This is a genomic window from Bacillus sp. FSL E2-8900 (assembly GCF_037966225.1).
Taxonomy (GTDB): Bacteria; Bacillota; Bacilli; order Bacillales; family Bacillaceae_G; genus Bacillus_A; species Bacillus_A cereus.
Map to the genome: position 1 here is coordinate 700,584 of NZ_CP150193.1, position 19,417 is coordinate 720,000.

The following is a 19,417-nucleotide window of genomic DNA, read 5'->3' on the forward strand; positions in this document are numbered from 1 at the left end:
ATAGCTATTATTTTTTGTTTTTGTAGTAGTTGTAATCACAATATTCAAGTGATTTTGGATCTACATAACTTAAGTGGTGACTAGAGAATGTCATACGACCAACTACACCAGGTTTAACAATTTCGTTGTACTTAGCTTCTGTTAGTTTAGGAGCAGTTTCTTGTACTTCTTTAACCCACTTGTCATATTTCTCTTTAGTTTTTGCTTCAACTTCGAACTCCATGTGAGTGAATCCTTCACCAGAGAAGTTCGCACTACGACCTAGGTAAGAACCTGGCTTATCAGCTTGTAAATAAAGATCCATAATCATGCCATCCATTGTGTACTTCATACCACCAAGTTCTGGTACCCAGAAAGCATTCATTGGGCCGACAGAAGTCAGTTTGAATTGAATTGGTACACCAGCTGGGATGTTTAAATAGTTAACGGTTTCAATTTTTTCCTCTGGGTAACTGAATAACCATTTCCAGTTTGCAGATGTAACATAAATTTCAACTGGTTTAATATGTTTGGACTCTTTCGGAACCTCTTCCGAAGCATAAGTTGCTTTTACTGTTGGAATCGATAATGCGATAACGATAATAACAGGAACAAGCGTCCAAATAATTTCTAGTAATGTGTTACCGTGTTGTTCAGGTGGCTCATAGTCCATATTCTCTGGTTTTTCACGATAACGAATCAAGATGACTGTAAACAGAATGAATACAATTGCGATAATTAATGACATAAGCAAGAATGACCAAACAATTAAATCATACTGTGCTTTTGCAACAGGTCCTTGCGGATTTAATACTGCGAGTTTTTTATCACAGCCACCGAGGAACAGAAGTAATGATAACGGAAGAAGTGAAGCCAACTTCCAAAACGCTTTCTTTAGTTGCACGATTGAAAATCTCCTTTCTCCTTGGATTGAAACTATGCCAATAAAACAATATAAACCTATTAATTTATAGAAGGCAATAGTTTTTGATATATTGTTAAAAAATAGACACAAATGCACACTTTTTAAGGTGAATATCATTTGTAACTTGATTACATTGTAAACTATTTTCCAGAGAAAAACGTGATTGTGAAAATTTTAAGATAAATAAAGTTATACCAGGATATCCAAGAAATAGAAAAAAGCTATCTTATGATAAGAAAGATAGCTGAATATTTTGTATATTTAGTTTATTTCTTGTGTGACAGTTCGTGGCTGTTCAAGTGTGACAATTTTTTTATATTTAACTTGGTATAAAATGTAACAAATAATCATAAATGGAATGCCGCAATAAAGAGCAATTCTTTGATCTGGAATGAAAGCCAAACTAACAAATGTAATGAAATTGAGCGAGAACGCTACGATTGGAACGAGTGGATAGAGCGGTGTACGATATTTTAAATCATTTATGTCGCCACCATTTTTCACGAAATTTCTACGGAAGAAAAACTGTGAAGCGGCGATTGACATCCAAACTACAACGGCAGCCATTGCTGCAATAGATGTTAAAACTAGAAAGACAGTATCTGCCGCAAATACACTTGTTAGTAAGGATAGGCTAGCGAAAATTAGGCTGAAAATTAATGCATTTAGCGGTACACCTTTTTTAGTTAATTTCGTAAATGCTGGACTTGCCATTCCTTGTTTTGCCATCGCCCACAGCATACGAGAATTTGCGTAGAGACCAGAGTTAGCAACGGATAATACAGCTGTAATAATAACAAAGTTCATAATGTCTGCTGCATATGGGACACCGGCTACATCAAATACAAGTACAAAGGGACTTTCGACTAGATTAGCCTCTTGCCATGGGAGTAAACCTACAACAACTGATATCGCTAAGACGAAGAAGAAGAGAGTTCGCCAAATTGTGTTTTTAATTGCTTTTGGAATTGTTTTTTCAGGATTTTCACTTTCGCCTGAAGCGATTCCGATTAATTCTGTTCCTTGGAAGGAGTAATTTACTGTAATCATCGTAAGAAGAACAGCTAATGCACCATTTGGAAATAGCCCGCCATTTTCAGTGAAATTATGAAGCATTGGAGCTGGCTTTCCATTAAAGTCTAGTAGACCGAACATAACAGCGCCGCCAAGTACGATGAAAATAACAATTGTTGCGACTTTTACACTTGCGAACCAAAACTCTGCTTCTGCATATGCTTTTGCTGATAAAGCGTTTACGAGGAAGAGTGCTGCTGCAAATGTAACGCACCAAATCCAGGAAGAAACGTCTGGAAACCAGCGTTTCATTAAAATACTTACAGTTGTTAACTCTACGCCAACTGTAACAGCCCAATTTAACCAATACATCCAACCGACAACAAATCCAAAACCAGGTGAAATGAATTTGCTTGCATAACTTTGGAATGAACCTGCTTCTGGCATAGCGACGGATAATTCACCAAGACATAACATCGTTAAATACATAACAAATCCACCGACTAAAAATGCAAGAATAGCACCACCAGGTCCGGCATTATGGACAATTTGACCAGATCCCATAAATAACCCGGTTCCGATAACACCGCCGAGTGCAATCATAAATAGGTGTCTACTTTTCATTGTTCGTTTTAAATCTGTTTGTTCAATTTGTTGATTCATATGCCCCTCACCCCGTATTTTCTTGAATGTGTGAACTTCGTTTTATTCTGAGTTTTTAATCATTAGTGGGGGATGCAACACACACTCGGTTTATTTGCTATGAAATGAATGGAGTATGTAAAAAAACGAACTATGACTAAATACTCTAAGAATGTTTGTTAACATGGTGATATCTTCACTATGTTAACAATTTTGATTTTAGCAAAATATTCTGTAAATGTATATTTATTTTTCTTTTTATTAAAAATAATTAGAATTTTTATAATTAATTCTATGATCGATAATTCACATGATCTTTCTAGCAAACTAGTAAGAAGAAGGGTACAATGATAAGAGGTGTATCTGTAAAATAATAATTAATGGAGTTTTGTTTATAATGAAAAAGTTAAAATATCTTTTTGTTTTTGGGATTATACTTGCTGCTGCATTTTTTATAGGAAAAGATAAAATCATGCAAAAGGCGCAAGTTCTACGCTTAGAGTTTCTATCTGAAATGAAAGAAGCAGCTATGATTGAAGATGTTCCGTTTATTAAACAATTACCAGAATTACCTAGAGGGTGTGAAGTGACAAGTTTAGCTATGTTGCTGCAATATAAAGGTGTACAAGTAGATAAGATGCAACTTGCTAGCGAAATTCATCGTGTTCCATTTGAACAAAATGGTTTGCGTGGAAATCCTTACGAGGGATTTGTGGGAAATATTTATACAAAGGCAGAGCCTGGGTATGGTGTATACAATAAACCAATCTTTGATTTAGCAGAAAAATATGTTCCTGAAAAAGTAATTAATTTAACAGGTAGAGACATGCAAGATATATATAAAGTAATTAGTTCTGGCTCTCCGGTATGGGTCATTATTAATACGACGTTTAAGCCGCTAGCTGAAAGTAGTTTTGAAACATGGAATACGAGTTCAGGCGAAGTGAAAATTACATATTATGAGCATAGTGCAGTAGTAATTGGATATGATCAAAACTTTGTATATGTAAATGATCCTCTTAAAAATAATCCACGTTTGGCTGTTCCGCGAGCAGAATTTGAGAAAGCTTGGGAGCAAATGGGAAAACAAGCAATTACTATTTTATAATAATGAAAAAGTCATCTTTGGGATGGCTTTTTCTTTTTGGTTTATTAACACTGAAAATTCAGAAGATTCTTTTAAAAATTAACAATTCACGTTATAATAACATTTAACTTGGTGAAGAAGGGGAGAAGAGAAATGGATGTTGCAAAGGAACTTGTTTTGTCAAAAAATCAGTTAGTTGAGTGGAGAAGGCATTTTCATAAGTATCCAGAGTTATCTTTTCAAGAAGAGAAAACATCGCAGTTTGTGTTCGATATACTTCGGAAATTCCCATATTTAGAAGTGTCACGGCCGACTAAATATAGTGTGATGGCAAAGTTAGTAGGTAAACATCCGGGCAAAACAGTTGCGATTCGAGCCGATATGGATGCTCTTCCTATTCATGAAGAAAATGAGTTTGATTTTATTTCTACATATAAAGGTGTAATGCATGCATGTGGTCATGATGGACATATAGCGATATTACTTGGGGTTGTACATAAGTTGGTAGAAGAAAGAGAGAAGATTCAAGGGGAGATTCGTTTTCTATTCCAACATGCTGAAGAGAATTTTCCTGGTGGTGCAGAGGAGATGGTTGCTGCAGGTGTAATGGAAGGTGTGGATTATATTATTGGTGCTCACCTTTGGGCGTCGTTAGAGGTTGGGAAAATAGGTGTTATTTATGGTCCTGCAATGGCTGCACCGGATGTTTTTAAAATTAAGATAGAGGGAAAAGGTGGACATGCTGGAATCCCTCATGAAACGGTGGATAGTATTGCAATCGGAACACAAGTCGTTTCGCAACTTCAGCAAATTGTATCTCGCCTCACGAATCCATTAGATTCTCTCGTAATATCTGTTACGCAATTTCATGCTGGGACAACTCATAATGTAATACCAGAGCAAGCCGAGATTGAAGGGACAGTAAGAAGTTTAAGACATGAATTACGAGGTGAAACAGAGAAGAAGATTGAGCGGATTGTGAAGCATATTACGGAATCTTACGGAGCGAAATATACATTTTCATATGAATATGGATATCGACCAGTTGTAAATGATTATGAAGCTACAGAGCTTATTGAACAAACGGCATTACAACTTTATGGAAGGGATAGGGTTGTTCGTTTACAGCCGACGATGGCTGGAGAAGATTTTTCAGCGTTTTTACAAAAGGCACCGGGGACATTCTTTTTTATCGGAGCGGGAAATAAAGAGAAAGGTATTATATATCCTCACCATCACCCTCGTTTTACGATTGACGAAGATGCATTACCGATTGGAGTGGAAGTCTTTGTATCAGCCATTATGAACTTTATAAGTAAAGGAGAATGAGATGAAGAAAATACACATTCTAGCGCTTATCCCAGTTCTTTGTTTAGTAGTTGGGCCAATATTTGCGAATTCAGTTACTCCTTACGTATTAGGGATGCCATTTTTATTATTTTGGGTATTATTATCAGTGTTTATTACATCTTTTTGTATGTGGCTTGTGTACGTGTTTGATCCTGCTAATAAGGAGGATGTAAAATGACTGCATTACTTATCATTATTTTATTTTTGTTTCTCGCACTATTTTTAGGGATTCGGGCACAACATGGAAAAGATATGAATTTAGAACAATGGTCAGTTGGAGGAAGAGGATTTGGCACTATTTTTGTTTTTCTCCTTATGGCAGGTGAAATTTATACGACGTTTACATTTTTAGGGGGAAGCGGCTGGGCGTATAGTAAAGGAGCACCTACCTTTTATATTTTGGGATATGGTGCTTTAGCTTATCTTTTATCGTATTTTTTATTGCCACCCATTTGGAAGTATGCGAAAGAGCATAACCTTGTTTCACAGTCGGATTTTTTTGCGAAGAAATATAGAAGTAAAGCGCTTGGACTTATTGTTTCGATTGTTGGTGTTGTTTCCATCATCCCATATCTTGTTTTACAGTTAAAAGGACTGGGAATTATCGTTTCAGAAGCTTCTTACGGAAGGGTGTCACCTGTTGTTGCAGTATGGATCGGTGCTATTGTTATAACTATATATGTAATGGTTTCAGGTATACATGGTTCGGCTTGGACGGCTGCTTTGAAGGATATTATGATACTGTTTATCGTTATGTTTTTAGGTATATATTTGCCGTATCATTATTATGGAGGATTTCAGCCGATGTTTGAGGCTGTAGAGGCAGCGAAACCGGGATTTTTATCTTTACCTGAAGAAGGAATGAGTATTTCTTGGTTTGTTTCTACTATTATATTAACGGCCCTCGGTTTTTATATGTGGCCTCATACATTTGCTTCTGCTTTTTCTGCAAAAAATGAAAAAGTATTTCGTAAAAATGCAGCAATTATGCCATTGTATTCTTTAGTTTTACTTTTCGTATTTTTTGCAGGATTTGCTGCTATATTGCAAGTTCCTGGGTTAAAGGGAGCGGATGTAGATCTTTCGTTATTCCGTCTTGCTTTACAAACTTTTGATCCTTGGTTTATTGGAATTATTGGTAGTGCGGGAGTATTAACGGCATTGGTTCCAGGGTCTATGCTTGTTATGGCGGCTTCTACACTGTTAGCAAAAAATATTTACCGAACGATAGTCCCGTCTGCTTCAGATAGACAAGTTGCTAAGATGGCAAAATTATTTGTGCCTGTAGTAACGCTCGTGGCAGTTTTATTTACATTTAAGGGAGGAGAAACAATAGGAGCACTTCTATTAATGGGATACAGTATCGTTACGCAACTTTTCCCTGCACTTGTATGTAGCTTGTTTCCACGTCAAATTATTACGAAGCAAGGGGCGATTGCAGGAATGGGAGTTGGGCTATTAGTGGTCGCATATATTACCTTATCTGGTTCAACTATAGCCACGATGTTTCCGAGTTTCCCGCAGTATATAAAAGATTTGAATGTAGGTATAGTCGCATTGTTAATTAATATAATTGTGATGTTTGTAGTTAGTGGATTTACAAAAGGTGTATTTATAAAGAAAAACACTATAATAGTAGAAAAGTAATTCGTTTATCCTGCATTAACGGGCAGTAAGACCCCCACCTCAAAATTCAGCGGAAGCAAAGAAGTTAGGTGGGGATTAAACTGTCCGTAAAAGCCCGATTGGTGAGGGTTGATTAAAGTTTTACTTTATTAGAGCTATCTTTGAAAAGAGATAGCTCTTTTTTTGTATATATTTCCTTCTATTAGCGGAATCTAACTAAAAACTTGTTGAAAAGGAAGCTAGGTGGGGAAATTGTTAGAGCTTGAAGGTAACTTATTTGAAGTTATGAAAGAAATTAGGGATGAGTTAGGTTCACCTAATGATTTAACAATTAGAGAAGTTGCTCTTGCTGGGAGTTTTACACGTTGTGCGGTTGTGTTTTTATGTGGATTGACAGATAAGGATAATGTTTATAAATATGTCATTCGCACACTGCAATACGAAGAAATTATAAATGAGGAAGCTGTTGTTCAAACGTTATTGGATCGTTTTATTTCTATCGCAGAAGTGGGTGTAAAGACGAAGTTTCCAGATATTATGAATGCGATATTAGCGGGAGATACAGTTATATTAATTGATAATATTCAAACCGCTATCGTTATTAATAGTAGGGCCTGGGAGAAGCGAAGTTTAGAACCACCAGTGACAGAAGATTTAATACGCGGGCCGAGAGTTGGATTAAATGAAGATATTAATGTGAATAAAATGTTAATCCGACGCAGTTTACGCGATCCAAAGTTGAGGTTCCAATCTTATATTATGGGGAAGCGATCGCAGAAAGAAGTAACCCTAGTATATATAGAGGATATTATTAATCCTCACATTGTAAAAGAGTTAGATCGCCGTCTTCAATCAATAGTGACAGATGTCGTTTTGGAAACAGGTACGATTGAACAATTAATTCAGGATAATAATTTATCCCCATTTCCACAGTTTTTGAATACAGAGAGGCCTGATAATATTATAGCCTCATTAGCGAAAGGGAAGGCGGCCATTTTAGTAGACGGATCCCCGTTTGCTCTTATTGCACCACTTGTGTTTGTTGATATTTTTCAATCTGTAGAAGATCATTACGAGCGCTGGGTGATTGGAACGTTATTAAGATTTTTACGTATGGGTTCAGGTATAATTGCGGTTTTGTTACCAGCTATGTATGTAGCACTTGTATCTTATCATCAAGGACTTATTCCTTCTAAACTGGCTTATTCAATTGCAGGTGCGAGGGAAGGTGTTCCATTTCCAGCATATATTGAAACGTTAATGATGGCCTTGACTATGGAATTAATACGAGAAGCTGGAATCCGATTGCCGAAACCGATGGGACAAACGATAGGGATTGTAGGAGGTCTTGTAATTGGAGAAGCTGCGGTAAATGCAGGGATTGTAAATCCGTTTTTAGTTATTATTATTGCAGTTACTGCGATTGCTACGTTTTCGCTTCCTGTATATAGTATTACGATTACGTTCCGAATTTTACTTTTCGTCTTTGTATTAGCTGCAACGGCTTTTGGGTTGTATGGGATCATTCTAGCTCTGATCGCACTTGCTATTCATATTACAAATTTAACAAGTGTTGGTATACCGTATACAACTCCAATTGCTCCTGCATTTTATAAAGATTGGAAAGAAGAATTTATTCGCATGCCAAAATCGATGTTGAAAGATAGACCAGAGTACTTACAAACAAAAGATTCTACAATACGTCCAAAGGAGCGAAAATAAGTGAAACCATTTGAGTATGGCGATGAAGAGATTGGATCTCGTGAAATTGGGTTTGCGGTATCATCGACCATTATTGGTATAGGGGCATTGTCTATGCCAAGAGATATCGCTAACCAAACTTTATTTTCGGACGGTTGGATTATCTTGCTTTTGGGTGGATTGATCTGCGCAGTTTTAGGCTGGTTTGTGACGAGAGTGGCTATCTTATTTCCAAAACAAAATTTTGTTCAATATACGAGTGCGCATTTGACGAAGCCTGTTGCATACACAATTAGTAGTATTTTAGTATTAACGTTTGCTGCTTTGACAGCATATGAATCGCGAATGATTTCAGTTATTTCTCAAACGTATTTATTTAGTGATACACCAATACAACTATTGTCTTTCTTCTTCTTATTAGTTGTTATTTATGGAATAGCAGGATCAAGAGCAGCCTTATTAAGGTTAAATGTTTTATTCTTACCTATTGTTTTAATTGCGATAGTACTTCTTTCTTTATTGAATATAAATTTAATGGAAATAAATAATTTACTACCAGCTTTTCAAACGAAAGTAAGTCAATATGCTGTTGGAGTTAAAAATTCTATTTTTACGTTTATTGGATTTGAAGTAGCGTTATTTTATGCGGTTTTGCTGAATGATAAGACAGTGAAAAAAGCGCCAATGGCAGTCGCGAAAGCGGTGATGGTAAACGTGCTGTCATACATTTTAATTTATGTAACTTGTATTAGTGTTTTTACTTATATGACAACACGTGGATTGACATATCCAACAATTGAATTAGGGAAAGAAATTGAAATTGGTGGAGGATTTTTAGAAAGGTTTGATGCGATTTTTTTTACGACTTGGATTATTACTATTTATAACACTACAGCAATGTATTATGACGTCGCATCTTTATTGTTTTGTGCTATGTTTCCGAAAGTGAAGAAACAAATTTTTATTTTCGTAAGTGCCCCTATTATTTTTATGGTGAATATGATACCTAGTAGTTTGAATACTTTATCAAGTTATGGGACTTATTTAGCTTGGATAGATATGGGGTTTGTTTTGTTAGCTCCTTTGCTCGTTTTGATTGTATATAAAATAAAAAGAAGGAATGGTGGAAATGAAACACCTTCTTAAAATTATAATGGTTATGGCTTTAACTGGATTTATGAGTGGGTGTTCTGAGTTAGAAGAGATAGAAGAAAGAGGATTTGTAGTAGGAGCGGCTTACGATATTGTGAAGGAGAAGAAAGCGAATCCAATTATGAAAGGGACCTATCAGATGGTACTCCCCAGTAAATTGTCTCAACAGGGTGGACAAGGGGGTGGGGATAGCGAAAATTATATTAATGTTAGTGCAAAAGCAGATAGTGTATTTGAACAAATAAGAATAATCGCCAAAAAAATTAGTCGTACATTATTTTTCCCTCATATACAGGTGATTATTTTCTCTGAAGAATTACTTTCACATCCATACATTTTACAAAATACGTTAGATGTATATATTCGCGATCATGAGATGAGAAGAAATATTCGTTTGTTCGTTTCTAATAAAAATGCCGAAGCTATTTTAAAACAAAGTGCCAAGCCTGAAAATTTACCGGCGCAGTATATTGATATGTTAGCTGAACACCCTCCGAAAAATGCCCAAATGATTGAGGCTGCAAGAATTGGTGAGGTGCAGGAAAAGATGATCTCTAACCGAAGTTTTGTATTACCTATTCTGGAACTAACAAAACAAGGAGTACAAATGAACGGTGCAGCATTGTTTCGTGGAAAGGATAATAAGTGTGTAGGCAATTTGAGTGGGGAAGAAACAGTAGGGATGAATTATATAATAGGTAAAAAAATTGGAGGTTTTTTTACCATCCGTAAAAAGAATCAACTTATTACATATGAAATTCATAAGTTACGTCGAAAAATTAAAGTATCCACAACGAATGCTACAAAACCGAAATTTAATATTCATTTATTTCTGGAAGGTACAATAGCTGAGTTGCACTTTAGTGATCATAAAAAGGTTTTGAATGAAAAGAGTTTAGAGAAGGATATATCGGAAGAAATGGAGGAGCGTATTCAAAAATCGATTAAGCTTGTTCAAAAAAAATATAAGGTAGATGTATTAGAGTTAGGGGAAGTGTATAAGCGACATAATTATAAAGAATGGACAAAAATAAGTAAGAATTGGGATCAAGGCGAAAATTACTTTAGTAATGCTGAAATTACTGTTCATGTTCATCCAACAATTGAACATTCAGGTTCAGCTTTACCGAAAAGAGTGAAATAAGGTGATGAAAGTTGTTTACTGGATTAGGAATTAGTTGCACGATATTAATGGCAGTTCTTCCAGGAACTATATATTTTATTCATAAAAAACTCACAACGTATGGAGCACAGCCGTGGAATACTGATGTGCAAAAAAAGAAACCTGAATAATTTCAGGTTTCTTTCGTGCAAAGCATATGTGAAGGGGGATACCTTCTATGTATGCTTTGCTTTATACAAGCCCTAACCAATGTACCAATTGTGTAGAGAGGAATGTAACAACAATGGCGATAACGGTAGGGATTGCAAACGATAAGAATGTCCATTTTGCACTTTTTGTTTCTTTGTATATGTTAACTAGTGTTGTTCCGCACGGGAAATGAAGAAGTGAGAACAACATTGTGTTTAACGCTGTTAACCAAGTCCAACCATTTTCTAGGAATAGATTTTTAATTTGATTAAAATCATCTATTTCAGTTAAGGCCCCAGTTGATAAGTAAGACATTAATAAAATTGGGATTACAATTTCATTAGCGGGTAGTCCAAGAATGAATGCAGCTAGAATAAAGCCGTCAAGTCCTAACATTTTAGCAAATGGATCTAGGAAGTTTACAAAATACATAAGTAAGCTTGTGTCACCAATAAAAATGTTAGCAAGTAACCAAGTTAATGCAGCCGCAGGGGCAGCAACAACTATAGCTCGTTTTAAAACATAGATTGATTTATCGAGTGTTGCGCGAACAATTGTATTCCAAACTTTTGGCTTGCGGTACGGAGGTAACTCAAGTGTGTAGTGAGTTGGAACCCCTTTTAAGGCTGTTTTTGATAGTACCCAAGAAACAGTTAATGTCATAATAACACCAATTACAACCATTCCGACTACAACGCCAGCAGTAACCAATGTTTGCATACTGCCTGTATAACCAGCAGCCATAAATAGTGAAGCCATTAAAATTAACATAGGCCAGCGACCGTTACAAGGAACGAAGTTGTTCGTTAAAATTGCTAGCATACGTTCACGTGGTGATTCAATGATACGTGTTGACATAATGGCTGCTGCATTACAACCAAATCCCATTGCCATTGTTAAAGATTGTTTCCCGTGTGCGCCGGATCGTTTGAATAAGCGGTCCATATTAAACGCGACACGTGGTAAGTATCCGTAGTTTTCTAATAGCGCGAACATAGGGAAAAAGATTGCCATAGGTGGTAACATAACGCTAATAACAGCACCGATACCACGGAACAAACCAAGTATTAAAATGCCATGTAACCATTCAGGTGCATGCGCAGCTTGGAACCAAGATGTTAAATATCCTTCGGCCCATCCGAAGAATTCGGCAATCATATCAGATGGTACGTTAGCGCCTGCAATTGTAAGATAAAAAATAATAGATAAAATACCGAGCATAATTGGGAATCCCCAGATTGGAGATGTGAAAATTTTATCTAGTTTTTCGGAACGATATAATTTATCAGTATTTGTATATTGGACGGATTCTTTACATATGCTTGCAGATGTTCGGTAAATATCTCCGACTATATCATCTCGTATATCTTCTTTTGAAAGTGTTTGTGCATGTTGAATAATATAGTCTAATGGAAGAGCTTTACTGGCTGAGTGAGATTCCATTAATTACGACCTCCCTTACAAGTGGTTCATTATGGTGTTTTTGAAGTGTAGTTAAGAAATTTTTATCTCCATCTAATATACGTAACGCAATCCAACGTGCTGGATACGTATCACCGAACACTTTATAAATTTGTGGTTCTAATTCCTGAATCATATTTTCGATTTTTTCGCTGTAAGTAATTTTAATTGGTGCTGGAATTAGTTTTTTATTTGCTACTTTTGCAATAACATTTAGCAAATGACCAATACCTACTCGGTTACGTGCTGAAATTTTAACGACAGGCACACCAAGTGATTTTGCTAATTTCTTTTCATCAATAAGGATGCCTTTTTTCTGGGCTTCATCAATTAAGTTAATGCAAATGACTACATTATTTGTCATCTCCATCACCTGGAGTGCTAAATTTAAATTTCTTTCCATAGCAGTTGCGTCTATAACAACTACAGTTACTTCTGGTTTTTCAAATATAATATAATCCCTCGCTACTTCTTCGTCTGCGGAATTTGAGTATAGTGAGTAAGTTCCCGGTAAATCTATTAATGTATAATTACTTCCGTTATGTTCATATTCTCCTTCAGCTTTTAAAACAGTTTTTCCCGTCCAGTTTCCAGTATGTTGTTTTAAGCCTGTTAAAGTATTAAATAATGTACTTTTCCCTGTATTCGGGTTACCAGCTAAAGCGATACGATGTTTGCTCATCTGAAATCATCTCCTATTAATACCCCGAAAATAAGGGAGCTTTCTTCTTTGCGCAGTGCAATAGTTGTGTTGCTCACTTGATAAGCGACCGGATCTCCAAGTGGACTGCGTTGCAATACTTTAATCGTCGCCCCCGGGATAAATCCCAAATCTAATAAGCGTCGTTTCATAGTTCCTTCTAATTGTATCTTCTCAATTTGTACAAACTCTCCTATTTTAAATTCGGAAAGTGGTTTTATATTAGCCGATACCATAAAAGTTACCTCATCTCTATATTTTTAGTTTGAGTTTAAAAAGTTTCCTAAGGTAAACTTTTTGTTAGTAATATAGTAGACTACATTGGATTATGTTGTCAATTAGTACTTTAAAAATATTCATTTATTTTTAGAATTGTTCCAATTTATTTAGTTGTACTAAAAAATATTACTGAAATTATTTTTAATGTGCATAAATTAGGTGTGTAAAAATTACAAAATACAGCGGAATTGTAAATGTAACTTTAACGAAAAGGGAAAAAGAGAGAAAAACATTTACATTGAATTTACATTGTTAAGAATATATTTACATTGCAGCGTAGTTAGTGTGGTTTTTGTTGGGTTATTTAACTATAAATGTTGGGATTTCTAGCTTTTAAAGATTATTATCGTCATTTACTTAAAATTAAAAATTGCTTAACACTCACATAATATTGTTGTCCTACAATGAATTTGTGTTCGAAAGAAAATGAATTCGAAAAGTGATAATCCAAATGGGGGTACAAGACATGGTTATGAAAAAAGGTATTAAATTTTCTTTAGCAGCTTTAGTGGTAGCAGGAGCATTAGTTGGTTGTGGGAAAGCAGAAGATACAACTAGTAAAGACACTGCTAAAGGAAGCGATAATACAAAACAAGAATTATCAGGTACGATTGCAGCGGCTGGTTCTACAGCTCTTCTACCTCTTGCGGAGGAAGCTGGAAAGAAATTCATGGAGAAAAATTCAAAAGTTTCTATTCAAGTTCAAGGTGGCGGTAGTGGAACTGGGATTAACCAAGTAGCATCTGGTGCAGTACAAATTGGTAATTCAGATGTTCCATCCGGAGATAAAATAAAAGATGCTGAAAAGGCGAAAGAATTAGTAGATAACAAGGTAGCGGGTATTGCATTCGCTCTTGTCGTAAATAAAGATGTAAAAGTTGATAACTTAACAATGCAACAAGTACAAGATATCTTCACTGGAAAAGTAACAAATTGGAAAGAAGTTGGCGGAAAAGATGAAAAAATCAATGTGATTAATCGTCCAGCTTCATCTGGTACACGTGCTACATTTGAAAAAACGATTATGAAAGACGCGAAAATTAATGATGGAACTGGTACAACACAAGATTCTAACGGTGCAGTAGAGCAAGCGATTAACTCTACTCCTGGTTCGGTGAGCTATTTAGCAATGTCTTACATGGTGGGCGAGAAAAAAGGCGCACTACAAACAGTGAAAATTGATGGTGCTGAACCGAAAGTTGAAAACATCGCGTCTGGTAAATATCCATTCTGGTCTTACGAATATATGGTAACAAAAGGTGAAGCGAAGGAAGCGACGAAAGCTTACATCGATTATGTAAAAGGTAAAGATTTTGAAAAGCAAGTAGAAGATATGGGCTACATTCCAATGTCTAAATTAAATAAGTAATAAAATTTTATGGGGCTGGCTGCAAGGCCAGTCCTGTTCATTTCAATCTGTGAAGTGGGGTCTGTCCTGTGATGAAGGGGAAAAAACAAATTAATTACGTGAAAAGTGAATATATAGGAAGATCACTTGTTACGTTTTGTGGTATTTTTATAGTTTTAATTACATTAGCTATTATTGCGTTTATTTGTGGGAAAGGTATTCAATCTTTTACACAAAGTGGTATCTCATTTACTGAGATGTTAACATCGACAAAATGGAATCCAAATGCTGATCAAGGATCCTTCGGGGCTTTAATTTTCATTGTAGGTTCAACGGTGGTTTCGTTAGGTGCGGTTATTATTAGTGCACCAATTGCTATAGCTCTTGCTATATTCATGAATTTAATTTCGCCAAAGTTTGGAAATAAAGTATTGAAGCCTGTTCTAGAATTGTTAGTTGGTATTCCTTCGGTTGTATACGGATTATTAGGGGTTACGATTTTAGTACCGCTATTACGTGATTCGTTTGGGGGAGTAGGCTTTAGTTTAATTGCAGGTATTGTTGTATTAAGTATTATGATTTTACCTACTATTGCTAGTATCGCTTCTGATGCAATACGTTCTGTTCCATTTGATTATTTAGAAGCTTCTTATGGTCTAGGATCAACGAAATGGCAAGCGATTAGCCGAGTGATTGTTCCTGCTGCGAAAAAAGGGATTTTAACAGGTGTTGTTTTAGGCTTAGCGCGTGCTTTCGGTGAAGCGTTAGCGGTTCAAATGGTAATCGGGAATACGATTAAATTACCAGAAGGAATATATAGTCCGACAGCGACGTTAACTGGTATTTTAACAATGGACATGACGAATACATTGAACGGAACTGCTTGGAACAATGCGCTATGGACTTTAGCGATGATTTTACTTGTTATTTCATTCCTGTTTATTTTAGTAATTCGAGCGATTGGGCAAAGAGGTGAGCGATAATAATGAATGCAAGAACGGTAAATAAAGTTTGGACAGGTATCTTTTATGCGGTTGCGGCTTTAGTTGTAGCTTTGCTAGTGTTCTTAGTATTTGAGATTTTACAAAAGGGATGGGGATTTTGGGATCCTAATTTCTTGTTTGGAGAACCAAGCAATACAAGAGCTGGTGGTGGGATTGGTCCGCAGTTATTCAATTCATTCTACATGCTTGTTATAACGCTTATTATATCTATTCCTCTTGGATTAGGTGCTGGAATATATTTAGCAGAGTACGCAAAACAAGGACGTTTTTTAAATTTTGTTCGTCTATGTATAGAGACGATGGCGTCTTTACCTTCTATTGTTGTTGGTTTGTTTGGTTTGTTAGTGTTCGTTACAATGACAGGTTGGGGATACACAGTAATGGGTGGTGCTCTTGCTTTAACTATTTTAAATTTACCAGGTTTAACGCGTGTTTGTGAAAATGCGATTTCAGAAGTTCCTCAGAATGTAAAAGAGGCAAGTCTTGGATTAGGTGCAACGAAGTGGCAAACAATCGCTCGTATTATTATCCCATCGTCATTACCACAAATTATTACAGGGATTATTTTAGCGGCGGGTCGTATATTTGGGGAAGCGGCAGCATTAATTTACACAGCGGGTTTAACATCCCCGATTTTAAATTCAGCAGCGGATTTCTCAAGTCCTGCGCATCCTTTAAATCCGTTTAGACCAGCTGAAACATTAGCGGTTCACATTTGGAAATTAAATTCTGAAGGAGTTATTCCAGATGCGAAGTTGATTGCGACAAAATCTGCAGCTGTATTAATTATTATGGTATTACTATTCAATGTTATTTCACGCTTGATAGCATCTATATTACACAAGCGCTTTACAGGAACGAAAAGAAAAAGTAAAACAACGAAAAAGGTAAAAGCGGCATAAATTATAAAGAAGAACTCTCTATTTATAAGTAGGGGGTTCTTTTGTATTTTAATATAGAAGGAATGGATGTAATGATTGTTGAATTTGTGATTAATTATAAAGAAGAACAGATGTAATTTAGATTGTGGATTCTAGTAAACCTATAGAGCAATATGTGGAAAAAATGATGGATTATATGACTAAATAGAGAGAAGGCGTTATCTTCATTTGTGAAGATAACGCCTTTTGTTTTTAAATATCAGGTGTTTCTGTAGAAGTGCTTATTTTCCTACGGGAGCGTCTTTTTCTCCCGATTTTATCTAATAGTTCATACATAACTGGAACGACTACTAATGTAAGAGCAGTTGAGACTGCCAAACCGCCGATGACAACGACGGCTAAACTTTTTGATACCATACTTCCTGCTTGGGATTGGCCAAATAGGAGTGGGAGCATAGCAACGATTGTTGTAATAGCTGTCATAATAATTGGGCGTAGTCTAGTAGAACCTGCTTCAAGTAAGGCTTCTCTAGTTTCCATTCCATGTTCACGATTTTGTTGGACTCTTTCTATTAATACAATAGCGTTTGTAACAACAATCCCAATTAACATTAATGCGCCGATCAAGGAATTTACATCAACAGGTGTTCGTGAAATGATTAATCCTAAAATACCACCGACAGCAGCTAATGGTAAGGAGAATAGGATTGCAAAAGGAGCACGTGCTTGCCCGAAGGTGATAACCATAATTAAATATACAATCCCGATTGCAATCCCCATAATTTTGAATAAATCTGTAAAATTCTCTTGCATAGATTCAGTAGCTCCTGCGATATTTACTTTTGCACCACCAGGTAAATCTAAGTCAGTCATCGCTTTATTTACTGCTGTGTTTACTTTACTCAAATCTTCATTTGAAGCTTCGGCTGTAATTTGGATTGTTTCTTTTCCGTCTTTATGGAAAATTTCTGTTTGTGTTTGTTTTTCTGAAATAGTTGCGATGTCTTTTAAAGGTATTGGTCCATTAATAGGTGATAGTATGTTTGTATTTAAAATATCTTCTTGTTTATTAATGTTTTCTTTTTTGTGTTCTATCATAATAGTAGCTTTTTCATTATTAATTGTAATTTCGCCAATAGGTGATTTCTTCATAAGGAATGCCACTTGTTGCGCAGATATTTCTGGTGTTAAACCTAGTTGTTCAGCCTTTGTTTGATCAATATGAATTTGCCATTCTTTCTTAGAATCTTCTAAATTTGTTTTTACTTTAGAAAGATCATCCATGCTTTTTAGTTTTGTTTCAACGATAGTAGCCGCCTCTTTTAAATCCGCTTCGTTAGTAGCTGTTACGTTAAATTGTAAGTTATTGCCGCCGCCAGAGCTTGAATAACTTGTTTTTATATAATCAAGTTCAGCAGGCTCAAAAGTTTTATGTTCCTTTTTTAACTCTTTAATATATTGATCAATATCAGAACCTTTTTTAAAGACTACGAATATACTAGCGAGGTTATTTTTAGTTGTTTGCCCCCATTGTGCATCTTCTGCGCTAGATCCCATTCGTAAAATAACGTCTGTTATATCTGAATTAGAAAGTAATTTCTTTTCAAAATCAAATGCTTTTTGTTTTTGAGATTCAGCATTATAATCGGCTGGAAATGTCATGTTAATAGATAACATTGTGTCGTCTTCAGATTTTATGTTTGCTTTCGGTAGTAATATATAAGCTGCAATTGATCCTACAAATAATAAAAATGCAGTAAGTAGAATAATGAATTTATGAGAAAGAGCCCACTTTAATGTAGCGACATATCGTGATGAAGAACTTGGCTTTCGATGCTTTGTTTTTTTGAGTAGTAAAAAAGCCATAAGTGGAACAACTGTTAGTGCAACGATTAAGGATGATAATATAGAATATACAACTGCTAATACCATAGGTAACATTAATTTTCCGATTGCTCCTGATACGAGGCCGATAGGTAAAAAAACAGCGACCGTTGTTAAAGTAGAAGAAGTAATTGCGACTGCGACTTCTTTCGTTGCATCGAGAATGATATCTTTAGAGAAAGAATCTTTTTGTAAACGGCGGAAAATATTCTCGATGACAACGATACTATCATCGACGAGACGTCCAACCGCAACAGCTAAACCACCGAGGGTTGAAATGTTAAGCGTAATGTTAGATTGATGTAGTAAAAAGAGTGTTAATAAAATGGATAATGGAATACTGACAACAGCGATGAGTGTTGTTCGGAAGTTACGTAAAAAGATTAAGATAATTAGAGTTGCAGCGATTGCTCCAAGTATTACTTCTTTTCCCATGCTAGTAACAGCATTTTCAACTTGTTCATGGGTTGAAGCCAAAAGTTTAATGGAAAATTGATCTTTATATTCCTTATCTATCTCTTTAACTTTTTTATCAATCTCTTTTCCAATGGCAACTGCATTTTTACTCGGTTCTTTCATGATGATTAATCCTGTGCCTTCTTCTCCGTTTATATGTGAGATTGTATCGTAGTGTTGTTTGATTTCAATTTGAGCAATGTCTTGCAATTTCACTTGGGGTGCCACAGTGATGTTTTTAATGTCATTTACATTTTTTATGTCCCCAATGACGCGGAGGTTGTATTCTTCCTGATTAACAGTAATTGCCCCAGCTGGAGTAGAAGTTTCTTTTCCTTGTAAAACAGTTAGTACCTGCTGTGATGTTACGTTTTTGTTTTTTAATTGGTTCGGATCAAGTACGATAGATAATTCAGAGGTGGATTTTCCGAAAAACATAACGTTGGCAACACCATCAATGTTTTCGAGTTGTGGTACGATTTCTTTTTCAATTTGTTTTTCATCTGCTTTTGAAAAACCGTTTTGTTTCTGGATAGTAATTTGAGCGAGTGGAATCATAGAAGTGTTTAATTGACTAACTACGGGCTTGGTTACATCTTTAGGTAATTTAATTGTA

General features: G+C 35.7%; 17 protein-coding genes and 1 pseudogene (1 of these 18 running past the window's edge). 12 read left to right on the forward strand and 6 right to left on the reverse strand.

Annotated features, from left to right (window positions below):
* Nucleotides 1-7: 7 nt before the first annotated feature.
* The gene (locus NST90_RS03520; protein ID WP_001176165.1) at nt 8-883 is read right to left on the reverse strand and encodes a cytochrome aa3 quinol oxidase subunit II; all 876 of its coding nucleotides are present in this window, start codon (nt 881-883) and stop codon (nt 8-10) included.
* Between the two features lie 282 nt (nt 884-1,165).
* Nucleotides 1,166-2,581, reverse strand: a complete 1,416-nt coding sequence (locus NST90_RS03525; protein ID WP_001075749.1) for an amino acid permease — start codon at nt 2,579-2,581, stop codon at nt 1,166-1,168.
* Between the two features lie 376 nt (nt 2,582-2,957).
* Here NST90_RS03525 and NST90_RS03530 point away from each other — a divergent pair, with 376 nt between their 5' ends.
* The 8 genes from NST90_RS03530 (at nt 2,958) to NST90_RS03565 (ending at nt 10,769) form a co-directional block, all read left to right on the forward strand.
* Complete coding sequence (locus NST90_RS03530; protein ID WP_000734488.1) at nt 2,958-3,668, forward strand: C39 family peptidase; 711 nt, start codon at nt 2,958-2,960, stop codon at nt 3,666-3,668.
* A gap of 132 nt (nt 3,669-3,800) precedes the next feature.
* Entirely contained in the window at nt 3,801-4,976 is a 1,176-nt protein-coding gene (locus tag NST90_RS03535) for an amidohydrolase (RefSeq protein WP_025710072.1), read from the forward strand.
* Nucleotide 4,977: 1 nt separating this feature from the next.
* A complete protein-coding gene (locus NST90_RS03540) occupies nt 4,978-5,175 on the forward strand; it encodes a DUF3311 domain-containing protein (protein WP_006919289.1) in 198 nt (65 codons plus the stop codon).
* Complete coding sequence (locus NST90_RS03545; protein ID WP_000125937.1) at nt 5,172-6,644, forward strand: sodium:solute symporter; 1,473 nt, start codon at nt 5,172-5,174, stop codon at nt 6,642-6,644. Before NST90_RS03540 ends, NST90_RS03545 begins: the two co-directional genes overlap by 4 nt.
* 222 nt (nt 6,645-6,866) lie before the next feature.
* Nucleotides 6,867-8,345, forward strand: a complete 1,479-nt coding sequence (gene gerLA / locus NST90_RS03550; RefSeq protein ID WP_002023287.1) for a spore germination protein GerLA — start codon at nt 6,867-6,869, stop codon at nt 8,343-8,345.
* Nucleotides 8,346-9,470 carry a spore germination protein GerLB gene (gene gerLB / locus NST90_RS03555; protein WP_283748121.1) on the forward strand — a complete coding sequence of 375 codons (1,125 nt, stop codon included), beginning with the start codon at nt 8,346-8,348 and terminating at the stop codon, nt 9,468-9,470.
* Nucleotides 9,454-10,620, forward strand: coding sequence for a spore germination protein GerLC (gene gerLC / locus NST90_RS03560; protein ID WP_000681632.1), 1,167 nt, complete (start codon nt 9,454-9,456; stop codon nt 10,618-10,620). Before gerLB ends, gerLC begins: the two co-directional genes overlap by 17 nt.
* Nucleotides 10,621-10,631: 11 nt before the next feature.
* Nucleotides 10,632-10,769, forward strand: coding sequence for a hypothetical protein (locus tag NST90_RS03565; protein ID WP_000493997.1), 138 nt, complete (start codon nt 10,632-10,634; stop codon nt 10,767-10,769).
* A 61-nt stretch (nt 10,770-10,830) separates the two neighbouring features.
* Here NST90_RS03565 and NST90_RS03570 read toward each other — a convergent pair whose 3' ends face one another.
* Genes NST90_RS03570 through NST90_RS03580 form a run of 3 tightly spaced genes read right to left on the reverse strand, consistent with a single transcriptional unit; the run spans nt 10,831 to nt 13,185 of the window.
* Nucleotides 10,831-12,231: a nucleoside recognition domain-containing protein gene (locus NST90_RS03570; protein ID WP_000443602.1), complete on the reverse strand. Its 1,401-nt coding sequence runs from the start codon at nt 12,229-12,231 to the stop codon at nt 10,831-10,833.
* Complete coding sequence (locus tag NST90_RS03575; RefSeq protein WP_000033871.1) at nt 12,209-12,931, reverse strand: FeoB small GTPase domain-containing protein; 723 nt, start codon at nt 12,929-12,931, stop codon at nt 12,209-12,211. The genes NST90_RS03570 and NST90_RS03575 overlap by 23 nt, the downstream gene beginning before the upstream one ends.
* Nucleotides 12,928-13,185 carry a FeoA family protein gene (locus NST90_RS03580; protein WP_000252982.1) on the reverse strand — a complete coding sequence of 86 codons (258 nt, stop codon included), beginning with the start codon at nt 13,183-13,185 and terminating at the stop codon, nt 12,928-12,930. Before NST90_RS03580 ends, NST90_RS03575 begins: the two co-directional genes overlap by 4 nt.
* Before the next feature lie 509 nt (nt 13,186-13,694).
* On the opposite strand from NST90_RS03580, the gene NST90_RS03585 reads away from it, so the two are divergent.
* From NST90_RS03585 to NST90_RS03600, 4 genes and pseudogenes are all read left to right on the forward strand, one after another.
* Complete coding sequence (locus NST90_RS03585) at nt 13,695-14,597, forward strand: phosphate ABC transporter substrate-binding protein PstS family protein (RefSeq protein ID WP_000245108.1); 903 nt, start codon at nt 13,695-13,697, stop codon at nt 14,595-14,597.
* A gap of 71 nt (nt 14,598-14,668) precedes the next feature.
* Nucleotides 14,669-15,559, forward strand: a complete 891-nt coding sequence (gene pstC, locus NST90_RS03590; protein WP_000676676.1) for a phosphate ABC transporter permease subunit PstC — start codon at nt 14,669-14,671, stop codon at nt 15,557-15,559.
* Between the two features lie 2 nt (nt 15,560-15,561).
* The gene (gene pstA, locus NST90_RS03595) at nt 15,562-16,482 is read left to right on the forward strand and encodes a phosphate ABC transporter permease PstA (protein ID WP_000994141.1); all 921 of its coding nucleotides are present in this window, start codon (nt 15,562-15,564) and stop codon (nt 16,480-16,482) included.
* Nucleotides 16,483-16,603: 121 nt separating this feature from the next.
* Nucleotides 16,604-16,669, forward strand: a pseudogene (locus NST90_RS03600) (ATP-binding protein); the annotation flags it as partial.
* 44 nt (nt 16,670-16,713) lie between these two features.
* On the opposite strand, the gene NST90_RS03605 reads toward NST90_RS03600, so the two are convergent.
* On the reverse strand, nt 16,714-19,417 hold the 3' portion of the coding sequence (locus NST90_RS03605) for an efflux RND transporter permease subunit (protein WP_283748122.1). It continues 341 nt past the right edge of the window; 2,704 of the gene's 3,045 nt are visible here — the last part of the coding sequence; its start codon lies off the right edge, out of view — the gene reads right to left on this strand; the stop codon is at nt 16,714-16,716.

What these genes read in the sequence shown, in the direction of transcription:
- NST90_RS03525 (WP_001075749.1), bottom strand. Translation starts at nt 2,581, where the DNA reads ATGAATCAACAAATTGAACAAACAGATTTAAAACGAACAATGAAAAGT.
- NST90_RS03530 (WP_000734488.1), top strand. Translation starts at nt 2,958, where the DNA reads ATGAAAAAGTTAAAATATCTTTTTGTTTTTGGGATTATACTTGCTGCT.
- NST90_RS03535 (WP_025710072.1), top strand. Translation starts at nt 3,801, where the DNA reads ATGGATGTTGCAAAGGAACTTGTTTTGTCAAAAAATCAGTTAGTTGAG.
- NST90_RS03540 (WP_006919289.1), top strand. Translation starts at nt 4,978, where the DNA reads ATGAAGAAAATACACATTCTAGCGCTTATCCCAGTTCTTTGTTTAGTA.
- NST90_RS03545 (WP_000125937.1), top strand. Translation starts at nt 5,172, where the DNA reads ATGACTGCATTACTTATCATTATTTTATTTTTGTTTCTCGCACTATTT.
- gerLC (WP_000681632.1), top strand. Translation starts at nt 9,454, where the DNA reads ATGAAACACCTTCTTAAAATTATAATGGTTATGGCTTTAACTGGATTT.
- NST90_RS03570 (WP_000443602.1), bottom strand. Translation starts at nt 12,231, where the DNA reads ATGGAATCTCACTCAGCCAGTAAAGCTCTTCCATTAGACTATATTATT.
- NST90_RS03575 (WP_000033871.1), bottom strand. Translation starts at nt 12,931, where the DNA reads ATGAGCAAACATCGTATCGCTTTAGCTGGTAACCCGAATACAGGGAAA.
- NST90_RS03580 (WP_000252982.1), bottom strand. Translation starts at nt 13,185, where the DNA reads ATGGTATCGGCTAATATAAAACCACTTTCCGAATTTAAAATAGGAGAG.
- NST90_RS03585 (WP_000245108.1), top strand. Translation starts at nt 13,695, where the DNA reads ATGGTTATGAAAAAAGGTATTAAATTTTCTTTAGCAGCTTTAGTGGTA.
- pstC (WP_000676676.1), top strand. Translation starts at nt 14,669, where the DNA reads ATGAAGGGGAAAAAACAAATTAATTACGTGAAAAGTGAATATATAGGA.
- pstA (WP_000994141.1), top strand. Translation starts at nt 15,562, where the DNA reads ATGAATGCAAGAACGGTAAATAAAGTTTGGACAGGTATCTTTTATGCG.